General features: G+C 67.8%; 18 protein-coding genes. 13 read left to right on the forward strand and 5 right to left on the reverse strand.

What is annotated here, in order from left to right; translation table 11 throughout:
• Positions 1–16 precede the first annotated feature (16 nt).
• Positions 17–1,708 (reverse strand): ABC transporter substrate-binding protein, encoded by a 1,692-nt coding sequence (locus tag CH42_RS07060; RefSeq protein WP_053352516.1) that lies wholly within the window; start codon positions 1,706–1,708, stop codon positions 17–19.
• Between the two features lie 181 nt (positions 1,709–1,889).
• On the opposite strand from CH42_RS07060, the gene CH42_RS07065 reads away from it, so the two are divergent.
• Positions 1,890–2,948, forward strand: coding sequence for a LacI family DNA-binding transcriptional regulator (locus CH42_RS07065; protein WP_053352517.1), 1,059 nt, complete (start codon positions 1,890–1,892; stop codon positions 2,946–2,948).
• Positions 2,949–2,976: 28 nt separating this feature from the next.
• Entirely contained in the window at positions 2,977–3,948 is a 972-nt protein-coding gene (locus CH42_RS07070) for an AraC family transcriptional regulator (RefSeq protein ID WP_053352518.1), read from the forward strand.
• A gap of 76 nt (positions 3,949–4,024) precedes the next feature.
• Here the strand turns inward: CH42_RS07070 and CH42_RS07075 are convergent, their stop codons facing one another.
• From CH42_RS07075 to nagB, 4 genes are all read right to left on the reverse strand, one after another.
• Positions 4,025–5,266 carry an MFS transporter gene (locus tag CH42_RS07075; RefSeq protein ID WP_053352519.1) on the reverse strand — a complete coding sequence of 414 codons (1,242 nt, stop codon included), beginning with the start codon at positions 5,264–5,266 and terminating at the stop codon, positions 4,025–4,027.
• A 156-nt stretch (positions 5,267–5,422) separates the two neighbouring features.
• Positions 5,423–6,637: an NADP-dependent isocitrate dehydrogenase gene (locus CH42_RS07080; protein WP_053352637.1), complete on the reverse strand. Its 1,215-nt coding sequence runs from the start codon at positions 6,635–6,637 to the stop codon at positions 5,423–5,425.
• Positions 6,638–6,748: 111 nt separating this feature from the next.
• The gene (locus CH42_RS07085) at positions 6,749–8,020 is read right to left on the reverse strand and encodes an N-acetylglucosamine-6-phosphate deacetylase (protein ID WP_053352520.1); all 1,272 of its coding nucleotides are present in this window, start codon (positions 8,018–8,020) and stop codon (positions 6,749–6,751) included.
• Complete coding sequence (nagB, locus tag CH42_RS07090; RefSeq protein ID WP_053352521.1) at positions 8,017–8,811, reverse strand: glucosamine-6-phosphate deaminase; 795 nt, start codon at positions 8,809–8,811, stop codon at positions 8,017–8,019. Before nagB ends, CH42_RS07085 begins: the two co-directional genes overlap by 4 nt.
• A gap of 189 nt (positions 8,812–9,000) precedes the next feature.
• On the opposite strand from nagB, the gene CH42_RS07095 reads away from it, so the two are divergent.
• From CH42_RS07095 to rarD, 11 genes are all read left to right on the forward strand, one after another.
• Positions 9,001–9,711, forward strand: a complete 711-nt coding sequence (locus CH42_RS07095) for a GntR family transcriptional regulator (RefSeq protein WP_053352638.1) — start codon at positions 9,001–9,003, stop codon at positions 9,709–9,711.
• A gap of 114 nt (positions 9,712–9,825) precedes the next feature.
• A complete protein-coding gene (locus CH42_RS07100; protein ID WP_053352522.1) occupies positions 9,826–10,956 on the forward strand; it encodes an ABC transporter ATP-binding protein in 1,131 nt (376 codons plus the stop codon).
• 292 nt (positions 10,957–11,248) lie between these two features.
• Entirely contained in the window at positions 11,249–12,190 is a 942-nt protein-coding gene (locus tag CH42_RS16350; protein ID WP_156322496.1) for an endonuclease domain-containing protein, read from the forward strand.
• 315 nt (positions 12,191–12,505) lie between these two features.
• Entirely contained in the window at positions 12,506–13,702 is a 1,197-nt protein-coding gene (locus tag CH42_RS07115) for an ROK family transcriptional regulator (protein WP_082309340.1), read from the forward strand.
• Between the two features lie 84 nt (positions 13,703–13,786).
• Positions 13,787–15,145, forward strand: coding sequence for an extracellular solute-binding protein (locus CH42_RS07120; RefSeq protein ID WP_053352525.1), 1,359 nt, complete (start codon positions 13,787–13,789; stop codon positions 15,143–15,145).
• A gap of 89 nt (positions 15,146–15,234) precedes the next feature.
• Positions 15,235–16,152, forward strand: a complete 918-nt coding sequence (locus CH42_RS07125) for a carbohydrate ABC transporter permease (protein ID WP_053352526.1) — start codon at positions 15,235–15,237, stop codon at positions 16,150–16,152.
• Positions 16,149–17,051: a carbohydrate ABC transporter permease gene (locus CH42_RS07130; protein ID WP_053352527.1), complete on the forward strand. Its 903-nt coding sequence runs from the start codon at positions 16,149–16,151 to the stop codon at positions 17,049–17,051. Before CH42_RS07125 ends, CH42_RS07130 begins: the two co-directional genes overlap by 4 nt.
• Complete coding sequence (locus CH42_RS07135; protein WP_053352528.1) at positions 17,048–18,526, forward strand: glycoside hydrolase family 3 protein; 1,479 nt, start codon at positions 17,048–17,050, stop codon at positions 18,524–18,526. Before CH42_RS07130 ends, CH42_RS07135 begins: the two co-directional genes overlap by 4 nt.
• On the forward strand, positions 18,523–19,530 hold the full coding sequence (locus CH42_RS07140) for an ROK family protein (protein WP_075205286.1): 1,008 nt from the start codon (positions 18,523–18,525) through the stop codon (positions 19,528–19,530). The genes CH42_RS07135 and CH42_RS07140 overlap by 4 nt, the downstream gene beginning before the upstream one ends.
• 9 nt (positions 19,531–19,539) lie before the next feature.
• A complete protein-coding gene (locus CH42_RS07145) occupies positions 19,540–19,992 on the forward strand; it encodes a GNAT family N-acetyltransferase (protein ID WP_053352529.1) in 453 nt (150 codons plus the stop codon).
• A 3-nt stretch (positions 19,993–19,995) separates the two neighbouring features.
• Entirely contained in the window at positions 19,996–20,904 is a 909-nt protein-coding gene (rarD, locus tag CH42_RS07150; RefSeq protein WP_053352530.1) for an EamA family transporter RarD, read from the forward strand.
• The last annotated feature ends 10 nt before the right edge of the window (positions 20,905–20,914 follow it).

Below are 20,914 nucleotides of genomic sequence, written 5' to 3' on the forward strand. Positions count from 1 at the left end.
CCTTCCGGAGAGCCGCTTAGGCCGCTGCGCCGATATCGGCGGCCCAGGGGTAGTAGAGGTACACGAACGAGGCCGGCGCGCCGGTGATGCTCTCGTCCATGTACATCCGCACCGCGAGGTCATTGATCGGCACCCACGGCTGCTGCTCCATGATCAGCGCCTCGGCCGTGACGGTGAGCTTCGCGCGCTCGGCATCATCGCTCTCCGCGATGGCTGCGTCGAGCGCGGCGTCGACCTTCGCATCCGAGAAGCCGGAGTAGTTCTGGTCGCTGCCGGTCTTCGCCACGCTGATGAGGTGCAGCAGCGGGTCGGGCGCGCTCAGGTAGTTGGTGGTCACGAAGCCGTCGTACCCGGCACGCGCCTCGGGGTCGGAGAAGAACGCACCGAACTGCGCGCTCGGCACGCCGGTCGGCTCGAGGGTGATGCCGAGCTCCTTCGCGCCGTTCGCCATCTCGTTGAGGATGTCGGCGTAGAAGCTGCGCTCGCTGGGGTAGGCGATTTTGATGGGCTGCGACAGGTCGACCTTCGCGTCCTCCAGCTCGGCCTTCGCGGCCTCGATGTCGTAGCTCAAATCGGGCAGTTCCTGGTCGCGCAAGTCGGCGATGCCGGGCGTCGCCGCCTCGACCGCATCCCACGGCGACTGCGGCACGACCGAGCGCGACGGGGTGCCCGTGCCCTCGTAGACGGTGTCTGCGATCGCCTGGCGATCCGTAGCCCGGGTCAGGGCGCGACGCACGGCGGGATCACCGAAGGCGCCCTCACCGGTCGAGATGATCGCCATGTCTTGCATGCCTTGGCCGTAGTACAGCGTGCCCGAGGAGCTCGACGAGAGCTCGCCGAGCGCCGGGAGCGGCACATCGTACGAGCCCTGAATCTCACCAGTGCTCAGCCCGTTCGCGATGGCGGTCGGGTCGACCACAAAGCCAATCTCGACACTCTTGGCCTTCGCAACCGAGTCGGTGTCCCAGTAGTTGTCGTTGCGCTCGAGCGTGATCGACTGCCCCTGCTTCCAGTCACCGGGGGTGAACTTCAGGGGGCCGGTGCACATGACGCCGGTGTCGGGGTTGCCGTAGTTTTCTCCGGCGGCGACGCGCTGCTCCTGCTGCACGACGACGCCAATGATGGTGCTGAGCGAGGAGGGCAGCGTGTAGTCGGCACTCTTCAGCGTGATGGTGACCTGCGCGTCTCCCGTTGCGGCGACGCTCGCAATATTGGCGACCGTACCGCCGCCCCAGTAGCTCCCCTCGGCGGGGTCGATGTGGCGATTGATCGAGAAGACGACATCGTCGACCGTCATCGGGGAGCCGTCCCAGAACTGCACATCGTCGCGGATGTCGAACACCCAGGTCTTGCCGTCATCGGTCTTCGAGTCGGTGGCGAGGTTCGGCTGCACCGAGAAGTCGGGCTGCATCTCGAAGAGCGGTTCGCAGAGGTTCGAGACGATGGTGTTCTCTGGGTAGTTGAACGCCTTGACCGGGTCGAGGCTGGCGAGTTCGCCATAGGTCGAGTTCCAGGTGACGGTGTCGGCATCGCCAGCTGCCTCGGGGGTGGTCTGCAGCAGTTCGTCGGTGACTGAGGTGTCACCGCCGGAATCGCCGCCGCGGCTGCCGGACGCGCATCCGGCGAGGGCGAGGCCCCCGATGGCGAGGAGGGCGATGGTCGCCCGCATCGGTGCGAGTTTCACGTTGTTCTCCGTTCGAAGTTTCATCTTTGAAGCTCCCCGACCCGGTGGCCCGAGCGAAGACGCACTGGCGATCGTAGCATCCAAAACGGTTTGTTAAAAACGTTTTGGGTGTTACGATTCGATGACGCTGCGGGAGCGCCCGGTCGTGGAGCCCCATCGCGGATCCCGATCTCGGTCTCGCAGCGCGACCGACTATTCTGACGGGATGCGAGCGAGCGTGCGACCGACCATCAAAGACGTGGCCAAGGCTGCCGGAGTCTCGCCGACCACCGTCTCCCACGCCCTCAACGGCAAGGGTGTGGTGCGCCAAGAGACCGCCGACCGCATCGCCCGCGTCGCCGCCGACATCGGGTATCGCCCGAGTCCGATTGCGCAGGGTCTGCAGAGCTCAAAACTCGGCCTGCTCGCCCTCGTCATTCGACCGCTGCACACACTCGACACTTTCCTTCCCGAGGGTGTCGACTACTTCCTCCGTATGGCGGGAGCCGCTTCGCTCGCCGCAATGGAACGTGGATACAGCATGATGCTCGTCGACGACCCGACACGGCCCGAAGCCCCACTCAGTGCCACCGCCGCCGATGCCTACATCGTGTCCGAGCCGTTCGAGCACGATCCCGTACTCACCATGCTCGACCAGCGCAACATCCCATTCGTCGTGATCGGCTCCGACCCGGCACGCCCCGGCCAGTTCGTCGAGCTCGCCACCCGAGATCGCGAAGAGACGCTGCTCGCTCTCGACCACCTGCACGACGCGGGTGCGCGGCGTGTGGCGCTCGTCACCGGCACCGACGGCAACTCGTGGAATCGTGAGTCGGAAGACGCCTACCGGGAGTGGTGCGCACTGCGGGGCCAGATGCCCGACATCGCAGCGTTCCCCGAATCCGATGGCGAGGGAGCAGGCGAAGCAGCGATCGAGCGGTTCTTCGGTGCGGGTGCCGCATCGCGGGCACGTGATGCCCCCGACGCTATTTTCTGCCTCACCGGGCGCCACGCGGCGGGCCTCAACGCCGCCGCAGCTCGGCGGGGTATTCGCGTACCTGACGACCTTCTGCTCGCGGCCGGATCGGGCGCACTGCAAAATCGTATCTCCCGCCCCAGCGTGACCACGCTCGACCTGCACCCAGAGGGCATCGCGGCCCGTGCGGTCGAGGTCGCCGTGCTGCTCGCCGAGGGCAAACCACTCGACATCCCCCTCGAAGTGCCGCGAGCCACGCTCGATATCCGTGAGTCGACGATGCGCAACGCGCCGTCACCGACGGAATAGCTCTGCAGCGCCCCGCGTTGCACTCCGCATGCCCGCCCCCTCACGCGCCAGCTCAGCCAGCTCAGCCGACTCCAACGCTTCTGCCGCGCGCACCACACACGACGACCGTGACGCCGCGATCGACCGCGTACTGGCCAGCATCAACGCCCGAGTGAAGCAGCAGCACCGCGTCACCGTGCGACCGGGCGACGCGGTCTCGATTCCTCGCGGCAGCGTCACCCTCGTGTATGTCATCGAGGGCGATCTGCGCGTGCACCCGAACGGCCCGCGGGCCGCAGTGCCCGATGCCGCACTCGCCGCTCACGACGACGTGCGCCATCTCTCGATCGGCGACGCGCAACTCTTCACCGGACGCGAGGCGCACGCGCTGCGCGTGGACGAGCACGCCTTCGTGCTGCTCTCATCGCTCGACTTCACCGAGGCAACCGCGCACGTACTCGAGCTGCTGCCCGACACGATTCTGGTGCGCGACCTGCCCGGCACCGAACCCGCCGTCGCGGCCCTGGCATCGATGCTTGGGCCCGAGGTCGGTCGACCCGCCGAGGCCTGCGCTGATCAAGCGGGATCATCGATCGTCTGCGGCATGATGGCGAACACGGTGCTCGTCTCGGTGATCCGCGCCTGGGCGATTCGCGGGTGCGCCCCTGACGGCTGGCCCTCGCGCACGAACGACCCGTTCCTCGACCGTGTGGTCGAAGCGATCCATGCCGATCCGGGTCGCGTCTGGACGCTCGAGGATCTCGCCCGCACCGGCGCGATGTCGAGGTCGGTATTCGCCGAGCGCTTCCGCATCGCCACCGGCACCTCCCCCGCGAACTACCTCACCGATGTGCGCATCCGATCGGCGCAGCAGCTCCTCGCGGAAGGCCGCGGCGTCTCCGAAGTGTCGCGGGCGATCGGGTACACCTCCGACGACGGTTTCAGCCGCGCATTCCGCCGCCGGGTCGGGGTCACCCCGTCGGCTTGGCGATCCGGCGCACTGCGCGCCTCGCGGGCGTAACACGCGGGTACACACGACAACCGGGGCCGCAGTCGCTGAGCGCTGACTGCGGCCCCGGTGTCGTGTGAGCTGAGGATCACCCCCGCTTGCGGCGACCCTCCGAAATACGGTCGGAGATGCCGAACAACGCGGCCCCGACGAGCAGCGCCGCCCCGCCGATCACGAAGACCGCGACGATGCCCCACGCATCGACCAGCAGCCCGCCGAACGCGGCCGCAATGGTGATGCCGGCCTGGAATCCGACGACGATGAGACTGCCGCCGGCCTCGAGCAGGTCGGGCAGGCGGTTGCCGACCCAGGTATTCGCGATGATGAGCCACGCGGCGTAGAAGAATCCCCACACGACGACTGCGCCGCCGGTCGCCCACAGCGACCCCGACGAAGCGATGATGAGCAGGATCAATCCGGCGATCAGCACCGGCGTCACGATGATGAGCGCGCGGTAGCCGCGGTCGACCACGAACCCGATCACCACATTGCCGACAAGCCCGCCGACACCGAAGAGCGCGAGCAGCACGACGATCGTGTCGGCGCCGATGTGCGTGCCGCCCTCGCTGACCCGCTCGAGCGCGAGGCGCACGTAGGTGTAGGCCAAGAAATGCCCGGAGACGACGAGCACGTTCGCGACCACGCCGAGTGCGATACCCGGGCGTCGCAACGCGGCCCCGAGCGTCGAGAGGCGGGCGGCGTTCTCGGCCGGCACCGACGGCAGCAGCCAGCGCAGCACGAGCGCGAGCACGGCGCTGAGCCCCGCGGCAACCCAGAACACGCTGCGCCAGTCGAGCGCCTCACTGAGCATGACGCCGAGCGGCACGCCCGCCACCGTGGCGAGCGAGACGCCCGCGGAGTTGAACATGACCGCCTTGCCCAGGCGATCCGGCCCGGCGATCTTCGCGGCTACCGAGATCGACATCGACCAGAAGCCCGAGATCGCAGCCCCCAAGATGAAGCGCGCGAGAATCACGAGCAGCAGGTTCGGCGAGATCGCGACAAGCACGTTCGAGAGCGCGGCGGCGAGCGACAGCCACACGAGCAGCGAGCGGCGGTTGAGCTTCGGGAAGATGAGGCCTACCGTCGGCGCCGCGATCAGCCCGGCGAACGCGGTGACCGCGACCATCTGCCCCGCCTGCCCGGGTGTGACCCCGAGGCCATCGGCGATACTCGTCAACATGCCGCTCGGCACGAATTCGGCGGTCACGAGGAAGAAGCTCATCAGCATCATCGTGATCAGCGCGGGGTAATTCATGGGTCGGCGCGCGGCCTTCCCGGTCGCGGCATCGGCCGCGGGCACCGTGGGAACGGGAGCAGTAATGGTCATGATTCCATCGTGGTCGGATCGGGCGCCCGGCGCCCGACGCTCGGTCCCGACCGTCCGACGCATCGTCCGGGCGGTCGGCGGCAGAGCGCTCGGAGACGGCAACGGGGACCGGCGCCGAAGCACCGATCCCCGTTGCGCGCGAACGCGAGAGCGAGATTACGCCAGTCGAGTCGACAGGTTCTCGTCGATCGACGCGAGGAACTCCTCGGTCGTCTGGTACGCCTGATCCGGGCCGACGAGCAGCGCGAGATCCTTGGTCATCTTGCCCGACTCAACGGTCTTGATAACGACGTCTTCGAGGGTGTGCGAGAACTCGATGAGCTCCTGATTGTTATCGAGCTTGCCGCGGTGCGCGAGGCCGCGCGTCCAGGCGAAGATCGACGCGATCGGGTTCGTCGAGGTGGGCTTGCCCTGCTGGTGCTGACGGTAGTGACGGGTCACGGTGCCGTGAGCGGCCTCGGCCTCGACGACCTTGCCGTCGGGCGTCGCCAGCACGGAGGTCATGAGACCGAGCGACCCGAAGCCCTGCGCCACGGTGTCCGACTGCACGTCGCCGTCGTAGTTCTTGCAGGCCCAGACGTAGCCGCCCTCCCACTTCATGGCCGAAGCGACCATGTCGTCGATGAGGCGGTGCTCGTAGGTGAGCCCGGCAGCCTCGAACTGCTCCTTGAACTCGGTGTCGTAGATGTCCTGGAAGACATCCTTGAACCGGCCGTCGTACGCCTTCAGGATGGTGTTCTTCGTGGAGAGATACACCGGGTAGTTGCGGCTCAGACCGTAGTTGAGCGATGCGCGAGCGAAGTCGCGGATCGAGGCGTCGAGGTTGTACTGCACCTGCGCGATGCCGTCACCGGGCGACTGGAAGACCTCGAACTTCTGCGGCTCGGAGCCGTCGTTCGGTGTGAACTCCACGGTGAGCGTGCCCTCGCCCTGGAAGCGGAAGTCGGTCGCGCGGTACTGATCGCCGAACGCGTGACGGCCGATGATGATCGGCTTGTTCCAACCGGGCACCAGGCGCGGGATGTTCGAGATGATGATCGGCTCGCGGAAGATCACGCCGCCGAGGATGTTGCGGATCGTGCCGTTCGGGCTGCGCCACATCTTCTTGAGGCCGAACTCTTCGACGCGCGCCTCATCGGGGGTGATGGTGGCGCACTTGACGCCGACGCCGTGCTTCTGGATCGCGTGCGCCGCATCGATGGTGACCTGGTCGTCGGTCGCGTCGCGGTGCTCCATGCCGAGGTCGTAGTACTCGAGCGTCACGTCGAGGTAGGGGTGGATCAGGCGGTCCTTGATGAACTGCCAGATGATGCGCGTCATCTCGTCGCCGTCGAGCTCGACGACCGTACCTTCAACCTTGATCTTCGCCAACACATCTCCCGTTTTCGTCGTGGTCAAACCGCGATCCATCCTACCCGAGTCGCGACGGGTATCTCGACATCGAGATAGTTTTCACGGGGGATCCCCATGCGCGGATTCCGCTCACGTCGTCGGGTGATCCGCCACCCACGCGCCGCCGCGCATCACCCGCTGCACCCGCACCGCGGGGTCGAGCACCACGAGGTCGGCACGCATCCCGGTCGCGAGATCACCCGAGTCGACCCAACCGACCGCGCGAGCCGGCGTCGTGGCGGTCACCCTCACCGCTTCGCTCCAGCGCGCGTCGCTCGGGGGTTCTGAGGCATTGTCGGCAGCGTCGTTGTCGCCGTCGCCATCACCGTCGCCGTCGCCGAGGATCCACGAGCGGAAGAGCCGATCCATCGTGGCCGTACTGCCGGCAATCGCGCCGATGCCACCCGTCTCGCCGCGCAGGCGAGCGACTCCGTCGCGCACCGCGACGTCGAGGCCTCCCAGTCGATAGTCGCCGTCGCCCTGCCCGGCCGCTGCCATCGCGTCGGTGACCAGGGCAACACGCTGCGCGCCGGCCGACGCGACCACCCAGCGGGCGAGCTCGGGGGCGAGGTGGATGCCGTCTGCGACGAGCTCGAGGGTGACGCGCGGATCGTGCATGAGCGCGAGCACCGGCCCCGGCTGCCGGTGGTGCAGCGGCGGCATCGCGTTGAAGAGGTGCGTGGCCAGTGTCGCCCCGGCATCGATCGCGCGTCGTGTGCAGGCCGCATCGGCGTCGGTGTGGCCGATGCCGACGCGCACGCCTGCGGCGACGAACTGCTCGATCGCGGCGATCGCGCCTGGTAACTCGGGCGCGATGGTGACCACTGCGATCGCGGTGCGGCCGTCCGTTCCGGATCGCCCAGCGTCGAGCAGGTCGGCGACCTCGGCGGAGTCGGGTGCGCGCAGCACCGCGGGATCGTGCGCGCCGGCCCGACCCGCGCTCAGCCACGGCCCTTCGACGTGGATGCCACCGAGTTCGCCGTCCGCGACGAGCGGTGCGAGCGCCGCCACCTGAGCCAACAGTCGCTCGGGCGTCGCGGCGACGAGACTCGCCATGCTGCGCGTGGTGCCGTGCGCGAGGTGCGCGGCGCGGGCTCGCTTCGCCGGCGTGACCCCGTCGCCTGCGCCACTGTCGGGGTAGCTCGATCCTCCCCCGCCGTGCACATGGATGTCGACGAATCCGGGCACGATGGTCGCCTCGCCCAGGTCGACGCGGTGCAGCAAGCGAGCATCGTCGTCGTCTGGCACTCCGCTCCCCACCGCTATCACCCGATCACCCGAAACCCGCGCCCACCCGGGCGCGTGCACCGCGGAGCCGGTGACGACGCGAGCCGCCGTGAGCAGGCAGTCAGGCGAGGTCATCGCGATCCGCCACCCGCGTATGCCGCCGCCGGCATGCGCGCCTGTACGTGCTCGTAGTACTCGGTCAACGTCAGGGAGGCAGCCGCGGCTCGATCGATGAACACCGTCGCCCGCGGGTGCAGCTGCAGCGCGCTCGCCGGGCACATGCTCGCCACGGGCCCCTCGATCATGCGCGCAACGGCATCCGCTTTCTCGGCCCCCTGGGCCACGAGCACCAGCTGGCGCGCATCGAGAATTGTGCCGAGTCCCTGGGTCAGACAGTGCTCGGGCGGCTGCTCGCCATCGAAGAAGCGGGCGTTGTCGGCGAGCGTGCGCGGAGCCAGCGTCTTCACCCGGGTGCGCGAGGCGAACGACGAGGTCGGCTCATTGAACCCGATGTGCCCGTTCGCGCCGATGCCGAGCAGTTGCACGTCGATGCCGCCGGCCTCGGCGATCGCACGCTCGTACGCGGCGCACGCGGCCTCCAGATCGTCGGCGCTGCCGTCGGGCACGTGCACGCGGTCTGCGTCAAGCCGCAGGGGTTCGGTGACGGTGCGGCGAATCACCGAGCGGTAGCTCTCCGGATGCTCCGGGGCGAGGCCCACGTACTCGTCGAGCGCGAAGGCGGTGACGCCGCGGGTGTCGAGGTGCCCCTCGTGCACCCGTGCGGCCAGCGCATCGTAGGTTCCGAGGGGCGACGATCCCGTCGCGACGCCGATCACGGGGTTCGACCGACTCTCGATTACGGCCGCGATCAGGTCGGCGGCGCGCTCGGCGACGGCTGCCGCATCTGCCTCGATGATGACATCCACGTCGTGTCTCCCTTGCTCCCGGTACGAATTGCTCCCCGTGCATCGGTCGATCGCGCGCATCTGTAGCGCACGCACCGACGGGGTCATAAAATGGACTAGACCAATCCTCATCGGCAAGTGTGCAGCGCTGAGACGGCGATGTCAACCGTGCCGCATGCGGGCTCGCCGATGCCGTTCTCTGGAGACACGATGCCCAGCACGCCCAAGCATTACGCGCAGAAACTCCACCTGCTCAAGGCGCTGCGATACGCCCGGCCGGGCGATCCGCTGCCCACCGAACGCGAACTCGCCGAGCACTGGGGCACCTCGCGCACCACGATCCGACAGGCCCTCTCCGCGCTCGAGGCCGAAGGGCGCATCGTGCGCGAGCAGGGCCGCGGCACGTTCGTCGCGCCCCCGCCGATCGTGCACGTGCGATCGCTCACCTCGCTCAGCGAGGACTTCGGCGAGGTGCCGCTCGACAGTCACGTGCTCGGTATCGTCGAGACCACGGCGGGCGGCGATCCCGAGCGCGATATCGCGGCCGCACTCGGCCTCGAAGCCGGCTCCCCCGTCACCCGCGTCGAACGCGTGCGCCTGCACGAGGCGACCCCGCTCGCGCATGAGATCGCGCACCTGCCCGGCACGTACCCGGGGCTCGCGGGCGCCCTCGCCGAGCGCGGTTCGTTGTACGCGACGCTCCGCGACGAGTTCGGCGTCGAACTTGCGGTCGTCGATGACGAGATCGGCACCGCGCTCGCCGGGCCCGACGATGCGGAGCGGCTCGGCGTCGCCGTGGGGCACCCGCTGCTGCTCGTCGATCGCGTGGCCCGATCTACCGACGGGGTCGCCCGCGAGTACACACGCTCTCGCTTCCGTGGTGACCGCTTCCGATTCGTCGCGCACGGGCAGCGCCCTTGAATCCCGCGCAGCCGCGCTGTTAGCCTGGGGCCGCCCAACGACGGGCACCGGTGGCCGCGAGGCTGCCGGCTCTACAACGGATCGTCCGGCACGTACCTGCCGGTGGAGGAAATCATGGCAACAGTGACGTTTGACCACGTGTCTCGCGTGTACCCGGGCGCAACGCGCCCCTCGGTCGATGAGCTCGATCTCGACATCGGCGATGGAGAATTTCTCGTGCTCGTCGGCCCATCCGGCTGCGGCAAATCGACCACGCTCCGCATGCTCGCCGGGCTCGAGGAGATCGATTCGGGGCGCATCATCATCGGCGATCGCGACGTCTCAGAAATGCCCCCGAAGGATCGCGATATCGCGATGGTCTTCCAGAATTACGCGCTGTACCCGCACATGAGCGTCGCCGACAACATGGGCTTCGCGCTCAAGATCGCCGGCGTCTCGAAAACCGAACGCGACGAGCGCGTGCTCGAGGCGGCCCGCATGCTCGACCTCGAGGAGTACCTCGATCGCAAGCCGAAAGCGCTCTCGGGCGGCCAGCGGCAGCGCGTTGCGATGGGGCGCGCGATCGTGCGCCAGCCGCAGGTGTTTCTGATGGACGAGCCGCTGTCGAACCTCGACGCCAAGCTGCGCGTGCAGACCCGCACCCAGATCGCGTCGCTGCAGCGGCGGCTCGGCGTCACGACGGTCTACGTCACGCACGATCAGACCGAGGCGCTCACCATGGGCGACCGCATCGCCGTGCTCAAAGACGGTGTGCTGCAGCAGGTCGGCACCCCGCGCGACCTCTACGCCGCACCCGACAACGTGTTCGTCGCGGGCTTCATCGGCTCGCCCGCGATGAACCTCCTCCCCGCAGAAATCTCGGGCGAATCCGCCCGAACCGGTTCGCTCAGCGTGCCGCTGTCGCCCGGCGTGCGCGAACGCGCAACCGGATCGGGCGTGACGATCGGCATCCGCCCTGAAGACCTGACGCTCGCGCCCGCCGGCACGCCAGGCCTGTCGGTCACCATCGACCTCGTCGAAGAGCTCGGCGCTGACGGCTATCTCTACGGCCGCACCACCTCCGTCGCCGGCGGCGGATCGGGCGTCGACCCCGACGCGCTCACCTCGACCAGTTCGGGAGGCGCCACGATCGTCGCCCGCGTCGACGGCCGCGACCACCCCGCAGCCGGCGAAACGGTGACGCTCGTGCCCGCGCCCGAGCGCCTGCATTTCTTCGACGCGGCGACGGGGGCGCGCATCTCGTAGCCTGTTCTCGCTGCGGCTGCGGCGGCGCTTTCCCCTTGACGCAGAATCGGTGTCACTTTGTGTAGTTTTCGGGCTCGATTTCGCGGCCTCAACTGCAAAAAGTGACACCGATTCGCGCGGGAGGCGGATCGGGCGGACGGAACGGCCGGCCGGGCGCTGAACTGGGCCGGGCGGCGCATCGGCGATCGACGTTGTCCGTGCACAGCGAGCGCTTGCGCGTTCGCTCTCCACAGATTCGTCGCAGGCTCCGCCTGCGTCGTTTCCCGCGACCTCGCCCCGCCAGGCTGGCCGTATGCGGCAATCAACAGCGACCCCGGTCCCGCCCGGCGCGCACTCCGTCGGCGCTCTCCACAGCGCCGGAGTGAGCCGCGGCCGCCTCCGGTCTCCGCGCCTCGCTCGAGTGGCGACCGGGCTTGTCGTGACGCCCGACAGCGGGCTCGATCTCTCCGTGTATCGCGACCGATGCCTGGCGGTCGGCAGGTCGCTAGCCACCGGCAGATTCACTTCGCGCCGCTCCGCCGCCGCGATCCTGCGCATTCCCGCCCCACCCCCTCGACATCGCGAGGTCGAAGTCGGAGTCATCACGCCAGCCCGCGCTCCAAGACGATCCGGCCTGCTCGGACATCGCGTACGGCCCGACTTGCTCAAGTTCGAGTCGCGTGATGGGGTAGCGATTCCGAGCCCCGCAGACGTGTGGTGTCAGCTCAGCGCGGTGCTCGGCTTCGAAGCCCTGGTCGTCGCTGGAGACGCCATTGTGTCGGGCAGTCGCATCCTGAGTAGCGGTGGGCAGCGCACCCCCGAGCTCGCAACCCTCGATCAGCTTCGCGCAGCCCACGGTCAGCATTCCCGAGGTACCGGCACTCCGCTCCGCTCGCGAGCATTGGAGGCGGTCCGGGCTGGCGTGGATTCACCCCAGGAGAGTCGACTGCGCCTGATGCTCGTGGGAGCCGGCTACCCGGAACCCACCGTCGACTGCGCCGTGGCAGTGATGATCGACGGTCGACATCGCGAGTTGCATGTCGACCTGGGATACCCCGAACTGCGCATCGCAATCGAGTACGAGGGCGTGCACCACTTCACCGATCCGCGGCAGGTGCGGCTCGACCTCCGGCGCATCGAAGTGCTGCACGAGCACGGGTGGCGGGTCATCAGGGTCACCGCCGCGGATCTCCGCGATCCGAGCAACCTGCTCTCCAGAATCGCGAAGGCCTTCGCCGATGCGCTCGCGCGCTGAGGCACCCGCCAGCCCTCAGCCTTCAGCCTTCAGCCTTCAGCCTTCAGCCTTCAGCCTTCAGCCTTCAGCCACCAGCCCACCGAATCGGGGTCAAAAATTGCAGTCGAAACCGCCTCACACCGCTCAAGAACTACACAAAGTGACACCGATCCCGAAAATGAGGGCAGAAACGGCAGCGGCGGCCAAAGTTACGGCGGAAGCACAGGCCAAAGCCGCGGTGAGTGAGCGAGCGATGCAGCGGCCCCGAACATCCGCGCGGAAAGAATATTCCCGCAGGGCTTGCGCAGAATTAGTTCGTTAGCTTTACTAACTGTCATGACGATCGCACTGTCGCGTTCAGGGACGCGCACGAGCCCTGCTCCCGGCTCCGCCGGGTTCTCCCCCGCGGGCGCCCAGTTCGGGGGCGCTCACCGCGCCGGGTTGGGCGCGACGCCCGGCGACGCAAAGCAGCACAATCGCACGCTGGTACTCCAGACGCTCTCGGCGGCCGGCCCGATGAGCCGCGCCGATCTCGCGCGCGCCACAGGGCTCACGAAGGTGACCGTCTCGGGCCTCGTCGCCGAGCTGCTGAGCGACGGCTTCGCGACCGAGCTCGGCGTTCAGGAGTCGCAGCGCCCCGGCAAACCCGCGATCCTCGTCGACCTCGCCCGCACCGCATTCTCGGTGCTCGCGCTCGATCTCAGCGACGATCGACGGTTCCGCGGCGCACTGCTCGACCTCGACGGCACCGTCATCGAACGCGCCGAGACACCGCTCGACGGCGCGGTCGGCGACGCCGCGAGCGAGCGAGCGGTGCGGCTCGCGCTCGACCTGCTCGAACGCGCATCGGTGCCGGTGCTCGGCATCGGCGTCGGCACCCCCGGCGTTGTCGATGCCGATGGAGTGGTGCGCACCGCGGCGAACCTGGGCTGGCATCAGCTCGACCTGCGCGGAGTGCTCGCCGAGCGCACCGGCATCACCACGGTGGTCATGAACGATGCCAACCTTGCCGCCCTCGCCGAGCTGCGGTTCGGTGACGCGACCGACGATTTCATCGTGATCACGATCGGGCACGGTGTGGGTTCGGGCCTCGTCGTGGCGGGCCGACCGGTGGTCGGTACCCGTTTCGCCTCGGGCGAGATCGGTCAGGTGATGGTCGGCACCGACCTGGGCATCGAGGCCCCGTACGCCCGCGAGCAGGTGCTTGAGCACTGGTTGTCAGTACCATCGCTGACCAGTGCGCTCGCGGCCCATCCCGATCAGCGCGAAGCCGTGCTCCGCGAGGCCGGGCAACGCCTCGGCATCGCTCTCGCACCGGTGGTCGGCGTGCTGAACCTCGCCGAGGTCGTGCTTGCGGGCCCGATCGAATTGGTCGACGGGGTACTCGCCGAGGCGACCCTCGAGATTCTGCGCCGCCGCACCATGCCCGATTCGCACGACACTCTCGTACTGCGCACCAGCCGCCAGGGCGACGACCTCATACTGCGGGGCGCGACGGCCGTAGTGCTTGGGGCGACGCTCGGGATCACCTGACCCCCTGACCCGCACGATGCGCGGGTGCAGTGCACCGACTCACATCCATCCATTCCGCAGTCACTCCGAAAGAAGGAACCTCCCATGAAGAGAAAGCTCACCGGCCTCACCGCTGCGGCCGTGGCTTCCGCACTCCTGTTCACCGGTTGCAGTCAGGGCGCCGGCGATTCCGGCGGCTCGGGCGCCGTCGACGGCGACGGCAAGTCGATCACCCTCTGGCTCATCGGCAGCGATACGCCTGACACCCTGCGCGACTACCTCACCGACGAGTTCCACGATCGCACGGGCGCCACGCTCAAGATCGAGGAGCAGGGCTGGGGCGACATCGTCACGAAGCTGACCACGGCCCTCCCCGATGCCAATAACACTCCTGATGTCACCGAGATCGGCAACACGCTCTCCCCGACGTTCACCAACGTGGGGGCGTTCTTGGACGTCAGCGACATGTACGACGAGCTCGGCGGCGATGATCTGCTGCCGTCGTTCGTCGAGGTGGGCCAGGTCGACGGCAAGGAGTACACGCTCCCCTACTACTTCGGGTCGCGCTACATGTTCTATCGCAAGGATGTGTGGCAGGCGGCGGGCATCGAAGTGCCGAAGACGCTTGACGAGTTCAATGCCGCTGTCACCTCGATCACGGAGAAGAATCCGAAGGGCATCGACAAGTTCTCGGGCTTCTACCTCGGCGGCCAAGACTGGCGCGACGGGATCTCGTGGATCTTCGCGAACGGCGGCAACATCGCCGAGAAGCAGAGCGACGGTTCGTGGAAGGCGACGCTCGACTCCCCCGAGGCGATCACCGGCCTGGAGCAGCTGCAGCAGATCTACCGCACGGCTTCGAACGCTCCGAACGACGCGAAGGATGCGAACCAGTACCAGTACCTCAACGACTCCGATCAGGTGAAAGACGAATCGGGGGCGGTGACCGATGATCTGTCGCTCTCTGCGGCGACGATCATGGCGCCGGGCTGGGCGCACTTCTCGATCGGCGATCTCACCACGGGCGACGACGGCGAGGCGGCGCGCGAGTGGAACGACGACGTGTTCGGCACGTTCGTGCTTCCCGGCAACGACGGCAAGCCGGCCCCGGTGTTCGCGGGCGGCTCGAACCTCGGTATCTCAGCGAAGTCGGATGAACCGGAGCTCGCGAAGGAGCTGCTGCGCATCGTCTACTCCGAGGACTACCAGAAGATGCTTGGCGAGAACGGCCTCGGTCCCGCGAACCAGCAGTACGCCTCGTCGCTCGGCGACGACCAGTTCGCGCAGGCGCTGATCGAATCGGCCTCGAATTCGAAGCTGACCCCCGCCGCACCGGGCTGGGCCGCGATCGAGTCGAAGAGCATCATGGAGGAGTTCTTCTCGAAGATCCGCGATGCCGATGATCTGCAGCAGCTCGCGGTCGATACGAACGCGAAGCTCGACGCGCTGCTGAATCAGAAGTAGTGCAGGATCGTCGGGCCCGGGTGCTGCGGCATTCCGGGCCCGACTCCCGCAGACCGTTCTAGCTCCCCTCTCGCTCCGAAAGGCCGGTCATGGCAGACTCCACCGTCGCTCCTCGCCGACCCCGTTTCCGCATCGCGCCGTACGCACTGCTGCTCCCCGCGACGCTGATCGTGCTGCTCGCGCTCGGCTACCCGGTCGTGTGGCAGGTCATCACCTCGATGCAGCACTTCGGCCTGGCCCAGCAGTTCGGCCAGCCGCCCGAGTGGGTGTGGTTCGGCAATTACATCGAGTTGTTCTCGAACCCGACAACGTGGCTCGTGGTCGCCCGGTCGATCGCCTTCTGCCTCGTCACCGCGGGGGTCACCATGATCGTCGGCACCGCACTGGCGCTGCTGATGCAGGTGGTTCCGACCGCGGCGCGCCTCACCCTGCAGATCTCGTTGCTGCTCGCCTGGGCGACCCCGGTGGTCGCCGCGATGACCATCTGGAACTGGATCTTCGATTGGCGCCGCGGGTTGGTGAATTGGGTGCTCGGGTCGATCGGGCTTCCGGTGCAGGGGCACAACTGGCTGCAAGATCCGCTGTCGTTCTTCGGAGTCGCCCTGATCATCGTGGTGTGGATGAGCGTGCCGTTCGTCGCGTTCTCGATGTACGCGGGGCTGACGCAGGTGCCCGGCGAGGTGCTCGAGGCGGCGCAGATGGACGGCGCAAGCCCGTGGCAGCGATTCCGGTTCATCATTCTGCCGCTGGTGAAGCCGGTGCTCGGCATCGTCATGCTGTTGCAGATCATTTGGGATCTGCGGGTCTTCACCCAGATCAAGCTGCTGCAAGATCGCGGTTCGATCGCGAGCCAGACCGACGTGCTCGGCACGTACATCTATCAGATCGGCATCGGATCGAGCGATTTCGCGATGGCGAGCGCGATGTCCATCTTCGTGCTCCTGCTCACCATCGCGCTGAGCTGGGCCTACGTTCGCAATCTGCTGAAGGAGGATGAGGAGCGATGAGTGCACCTCGCACCACCACTATGACGGCCCCGGTCGAGGTCGTGCGGCAGCGCGGTCGTGCGCGGATCGGCCGGCCGGGGCGCACGGTGCTCACGGTCGTCGCGATCCTCGTCGCTCTCATTTGGGTGTTCCCGGTCTATTGGATGCTCAACTCGTCGCTGCTGCCCGGCGTCGTGCTCGATCAGTCGACGCCGCGGTTGCTGCCCGTCGGCGGTTCGTTGCGCAACTTCTTCTCGGTCGTCTCCGACGGTTCATTTCTGCGCGCACTGGGCGTGAGTCTGACGGTTGCCGGCATTGCGGTCGCATGCTGCCTGATCTTCGCGTTTCTCGCGGCCTTGGCCATCAGTCGGTTCCGGTTCCGCGGTCGTCGCAGCTTCGTGCTCGCTGTGCTCTTCATCCAGATGCTGCCCGCCGAGGGCATGTTCATCGCACAGTACAAGCTGATGGGGTCGCTCAATCTCCTCAACTCAGTCGTCGGGGTAAGCATCATCTACATCGCCGCGGTCGTCCCCTTCACGATCTGGATGCTGCGCGGCTTCGTCGCGGGCATTCCTGCGGAGCTGGAAGAGGCCGCCATGGTCGACGGGCTGAGCCGCACACAAGCGTTCCTGCGCATCACGTTCCCGCTCCTCGCACCCGGCCTGGTCGCCAGCGGCGTGTACGCCTTCTTGCAGGCTTGGAACGAGTTCACCGTCGCCCTGGTGATTTTGCAAGATTCGGGCACGCAGACGTTGCCCCTGTGGCTGCGCGGATTCATTCAGCAGTCGGCTTCGCGCGCGATCGACTGGGGCGAGGTCATGGCGGCATCGACGCTGGTCGCGGTGCCGGTGATCATCTTCTTCCTCATCGTGCAGGGGCGCATGACGAGCGGCCTCGTGAGCGGGGCGGTCAAGGGATGAGCGGGCTGCGACGGGCCATCCGCACCACGCTGATGCCGGGGTTCGCCGGGCTCAAGCCTCCGCGTTGGGTGTTCGACGCGATCTCGGGCGGTGTGCACTCGTGGTGCGTGTACGGCGAGAATGTGCAGGATCAGCCCCAACTCGCCGCGCTCGGCGCCGCGCTCCGTTCGGCCTCGTCCGACCTGATGATCGCGATTGACGAGGAGGGTGGCGAGGTCACGCGACTGCACTACCGAGAAGGGTCCCCCTATCCCGGCGCGGCCGTGCTCGGTCGCATGGATGACGTCGACGTCACCGAGCGCGTCGGCGCGCGGGTGGGCCGCGAGCTCCTGTCGTCGGGCTTCACCCTTGCGCTCGGACCCGTCGCCGATGTCAACAGTGACCCGCGCAACCCCGTGATCGGCACGCGCAGCTTCGGGGCAGACCCCGAACTGGTCTCCCGTCATGTGAACGCCTGGATTCGCGGCTTGCGCGGCACCGGCGCGGCCGCATGCGCGAAGCATTTTCCGGGACACGGGGCGACCGCGCTCGATTCGCACCTGCACCTGCCCACAGTGGAGGCCGATGCTGCGCTGCTTGCGGAGCGCGATCTCCCCCCGTTCGCGGCGGCGATCGCTGCCGGAGTCGACGCGATCATGACCTCGCACATTCTGCTGCCCGAGGTCGACGCGGAGTTCCCCGCGACGTTCAGCGCGCGCATCTTGCAGGGGATCCTGCGCGAACAACTCGGCTTCGCCGGAGTGATCGTCTCTGACGCGCTCGACATGCAGGGTGCGAGTGCGGAGATCGGTATCCCCGAAGCCGCGGTGCGGGCGCTCGCCGCCGGGTGCGACCTGCTGTGCCTCGGCACCGGTTCGAGCCCGGAGCTGCTGGCCGAGATCGAGGAGCGCGTGATCGCGGCCGTGAACGACGGGCGTCTCTCAGCCGACCGACTGCACCGCGCGGCGGAACGCGTCGACGAGCTGCGCTCGCGCGCGGCTCTCGGCATCGCCAGGAGTCGCGCGACAGACGCAGCGCTCGCATCCGCGTCGGAGCCGGCCTCGCACCTCGAGCTCGAGCGCATTGCCGCGAGCTTCAATGGCACCGAGGCGGCAGCGCACTGGGCGGCAGCGCATCCCCGCGCTCGCGTGCTGCGCGTCGAATCCTCCGCGAATCAGGCGGTCGGCGCCGCTCCGTGGGGGCCACCCGCATCTCCGGGCGACATCCTCGTCACCGCCGAGACCCCGATGCCGTGGAGCGATGCGCTGCCACCCGGGGCCGCACCGGCCGATGGGATCATCATCGTCGGCCGGGATCTGCACCGGCACGAGTTCTCGCGCGACGGCATCGCATCGTTGCGCGACGATGGCGTGCCGACACTGACCGTCGAAATGGGCTGGCCCGACCCCGAGTGGGGCGCGGATCTCGAAACCTCAGGGTCGACGCTCCGCGCGGGCGAAGCCGTGCGGCACCTGCTGGCGGGGAGCACGCGATGAACAGCACCCTCCGCGTCGGCATGGATATCGGCGGCACCAAGACCGAGGCGGTCGCGATCGACGCCGACGGCCGAGTGGTCGCCTCCGTCAGACGGTCGACCGCACCGGGCGCAGAGGCCGTACTCGCGACGGCGCAGCGGGCCGTCGACGATCTCGCGTCTGCCGTCGGCCGGCCGGGATCGGAGTTCGCCTCGATCGGCGTCGGCATTCCCGGGCAGATCAACCGCGACGCCGGCGAAGTACAGCTCGCATACAACCTCGGCATCGAGCGCCTCGCCCTCGCGCGACGACTCGGTGATCGCGTCGGCGTGCCCGTGGCGCTCGACAACGACGTCAATGCCGCTGCGCTCGGCGCGGCGCACCTCATGGGGCTCGATGGCACCGTCGTCTACGTGAACCTGGGCACCGGGCTGGCGAACGGTCTCGTCATCGACCGCGTGCTGCAGCGCGGAGCCACGGGGATCTCGGGGGAGATCGGGCACCTCCCGATCGATCCGCTCGGCCGAGCATGCCCGTGCGGGCAGTTCGGATGCCTGGAGACCGCGGCCAGCGGATCCGCACTGCGCACATACTGGCCGGGCGGCGGCGAGCACCCCGGCCGGGCCCTGCTCCCGGCGATCGATCGTGGTGACGCCGAGGCACAGGCGGCGTTCGAGCACCTCGTGCGCGGTACGGCGACGGCACTCCGCATGCTGGTGCTGCTGCTCGACCCGCACACCATCGTCGTTGGCGGCGGTCTGCGACTCCTCGGGAATCGGTTCTTCGATGCCGTTGAGTCCACCATTGCCGAGTGGGAGGCATCGAGCCCGTTCATCGCGGAGCTGCGGATCGCTTCGAGGGTGCGCGTGTTGCCCGAGCACTCCCCCGCCGCGGCAGTCGGCGCCGCGCTCGCAGCCATCGGCGCGCCCAGCAGCACGGCGCCCAGCGATACCGCACCCAGCACCGCCGCGCCCGCCGCCGCAGCACCCGCCGACGGGTCTTGCGCGACCGCCGCGAAGCGTTAGCCTTATTCCATGAGCGATCTGAGACTCGAAGAGCTTTCCGCAGCGACCATCGTCGCGGTGAACACGCTGGGCCTCAAACGGGGTCAGGAGCAGTTCATCACTCCGGTCTCGTATGCAGCCGCCGCAGCCGTGACCCCGGCGCACACTTCATGGCAGCGCGTCGTCCTCAAAGACGACCACGTCGTGGGCTTCATTCACGGCAACTTCGACCCGGATGCGTCGCAAGAGGAGTTCCGTGCGGCTCTGTGGCGCATCAACGTCGACGCTGAGGTTCAGGGCTCCGGCGTCGGCACGTTCGCGGTCAACGCGCTCATCGAAGAGGCACGCCGACGAGGCATCGCGCGGCTGACGGTGCTCTGGGAGCGCGGCGAAGACGGCCCCGAAGCATTCTTCTTGCATATCGGATTCGCCCCGGTCGGTGAAACGCCCTACGGCGAGGTCATCGGCGCGATCGACCTGTAAGCGGTGCTCGGCTCCCTGAGCCGCGAAACACGAGGGGCGATCGTTTCGGTCGCCTCTTCTGTGTTGTTCGCCGGCATTTACTTCGTCACGCCCTATCTCGCCCCCGCGCCTGCGGAGGCGATCTGGGGCTTGCGCAACCTCGTCACCATCCCGATTATCGTGCTCGCACTCGTCGTCGTGCGGCAGTGGCACCTGGCGGCTGAGCTCTGGGCGCGCATTCTCCGCCGCCCGGTGCTCGCACTTGGGGTGCTCGCGTGCGGCATCTTGGTCGGCCTCCAACTGTGGGTCTTCACGTGGGCGCCGCTGCACGGACGCGGCTTGCAGGTGGCGCTCGGGTACTTCTTGCTGCCGCTCGTGCTGGTGCTCGTCGGAAAGTTCATCTATCGGGACCGTCTGGTGTGGTGGCAGTGGCTCGCCGCCGGCGTCGCCGCGATCGGCGTGGTCTTCGAGATCGTGCGCGTCGGCGGCGTTTCCTGGGAGACGTTGCTCGTGTGCATCGGGTACCCGATCTACTTCGTCTTGCGTCGCTCACTCGGGTTCGCCAATCTCGGTGGCATGCTGTGGGAGTTCATCGCCGTCGCGCCGTTCGCGCTCTTCTTCCTGCTGCACGAACTCATGACCGGCAACTCAATCGCAGAGAACCCGGCGTTGCTCTGGGTCGGTCCACTCTTCGGCATCGGAACCGGGTTCGCCGTGGTGCTGTACATCGCTGCGTCTCGCATGCTCACCATCAGCATGTTCGGCCTGCTGAGCTACCTCGAGCCCGCGCTGCTCGTGGTTTCGTCGCTGCTCAACGGCGAGCGCATTGACCCGTCGGAGTTTCCGCTCTATGCCGCGATCTGGGCCGCCGTGTTGGTGCTGATCATCGGTGGACTCACAAGGGTACTGCGCCGACCGCGAACGAGCGGCTGAAGCCGGGTAC

The organism is Leucobacter musarum subsp. musarum (assembly GCF_001273845.1).
Classification (GTDB): domain Bacteria; phylum Actinomycetota; class Actinomycetes; order Actinomycetales; family Microbacteriaceae; genus Leucobacter; species Leucobacter musarum.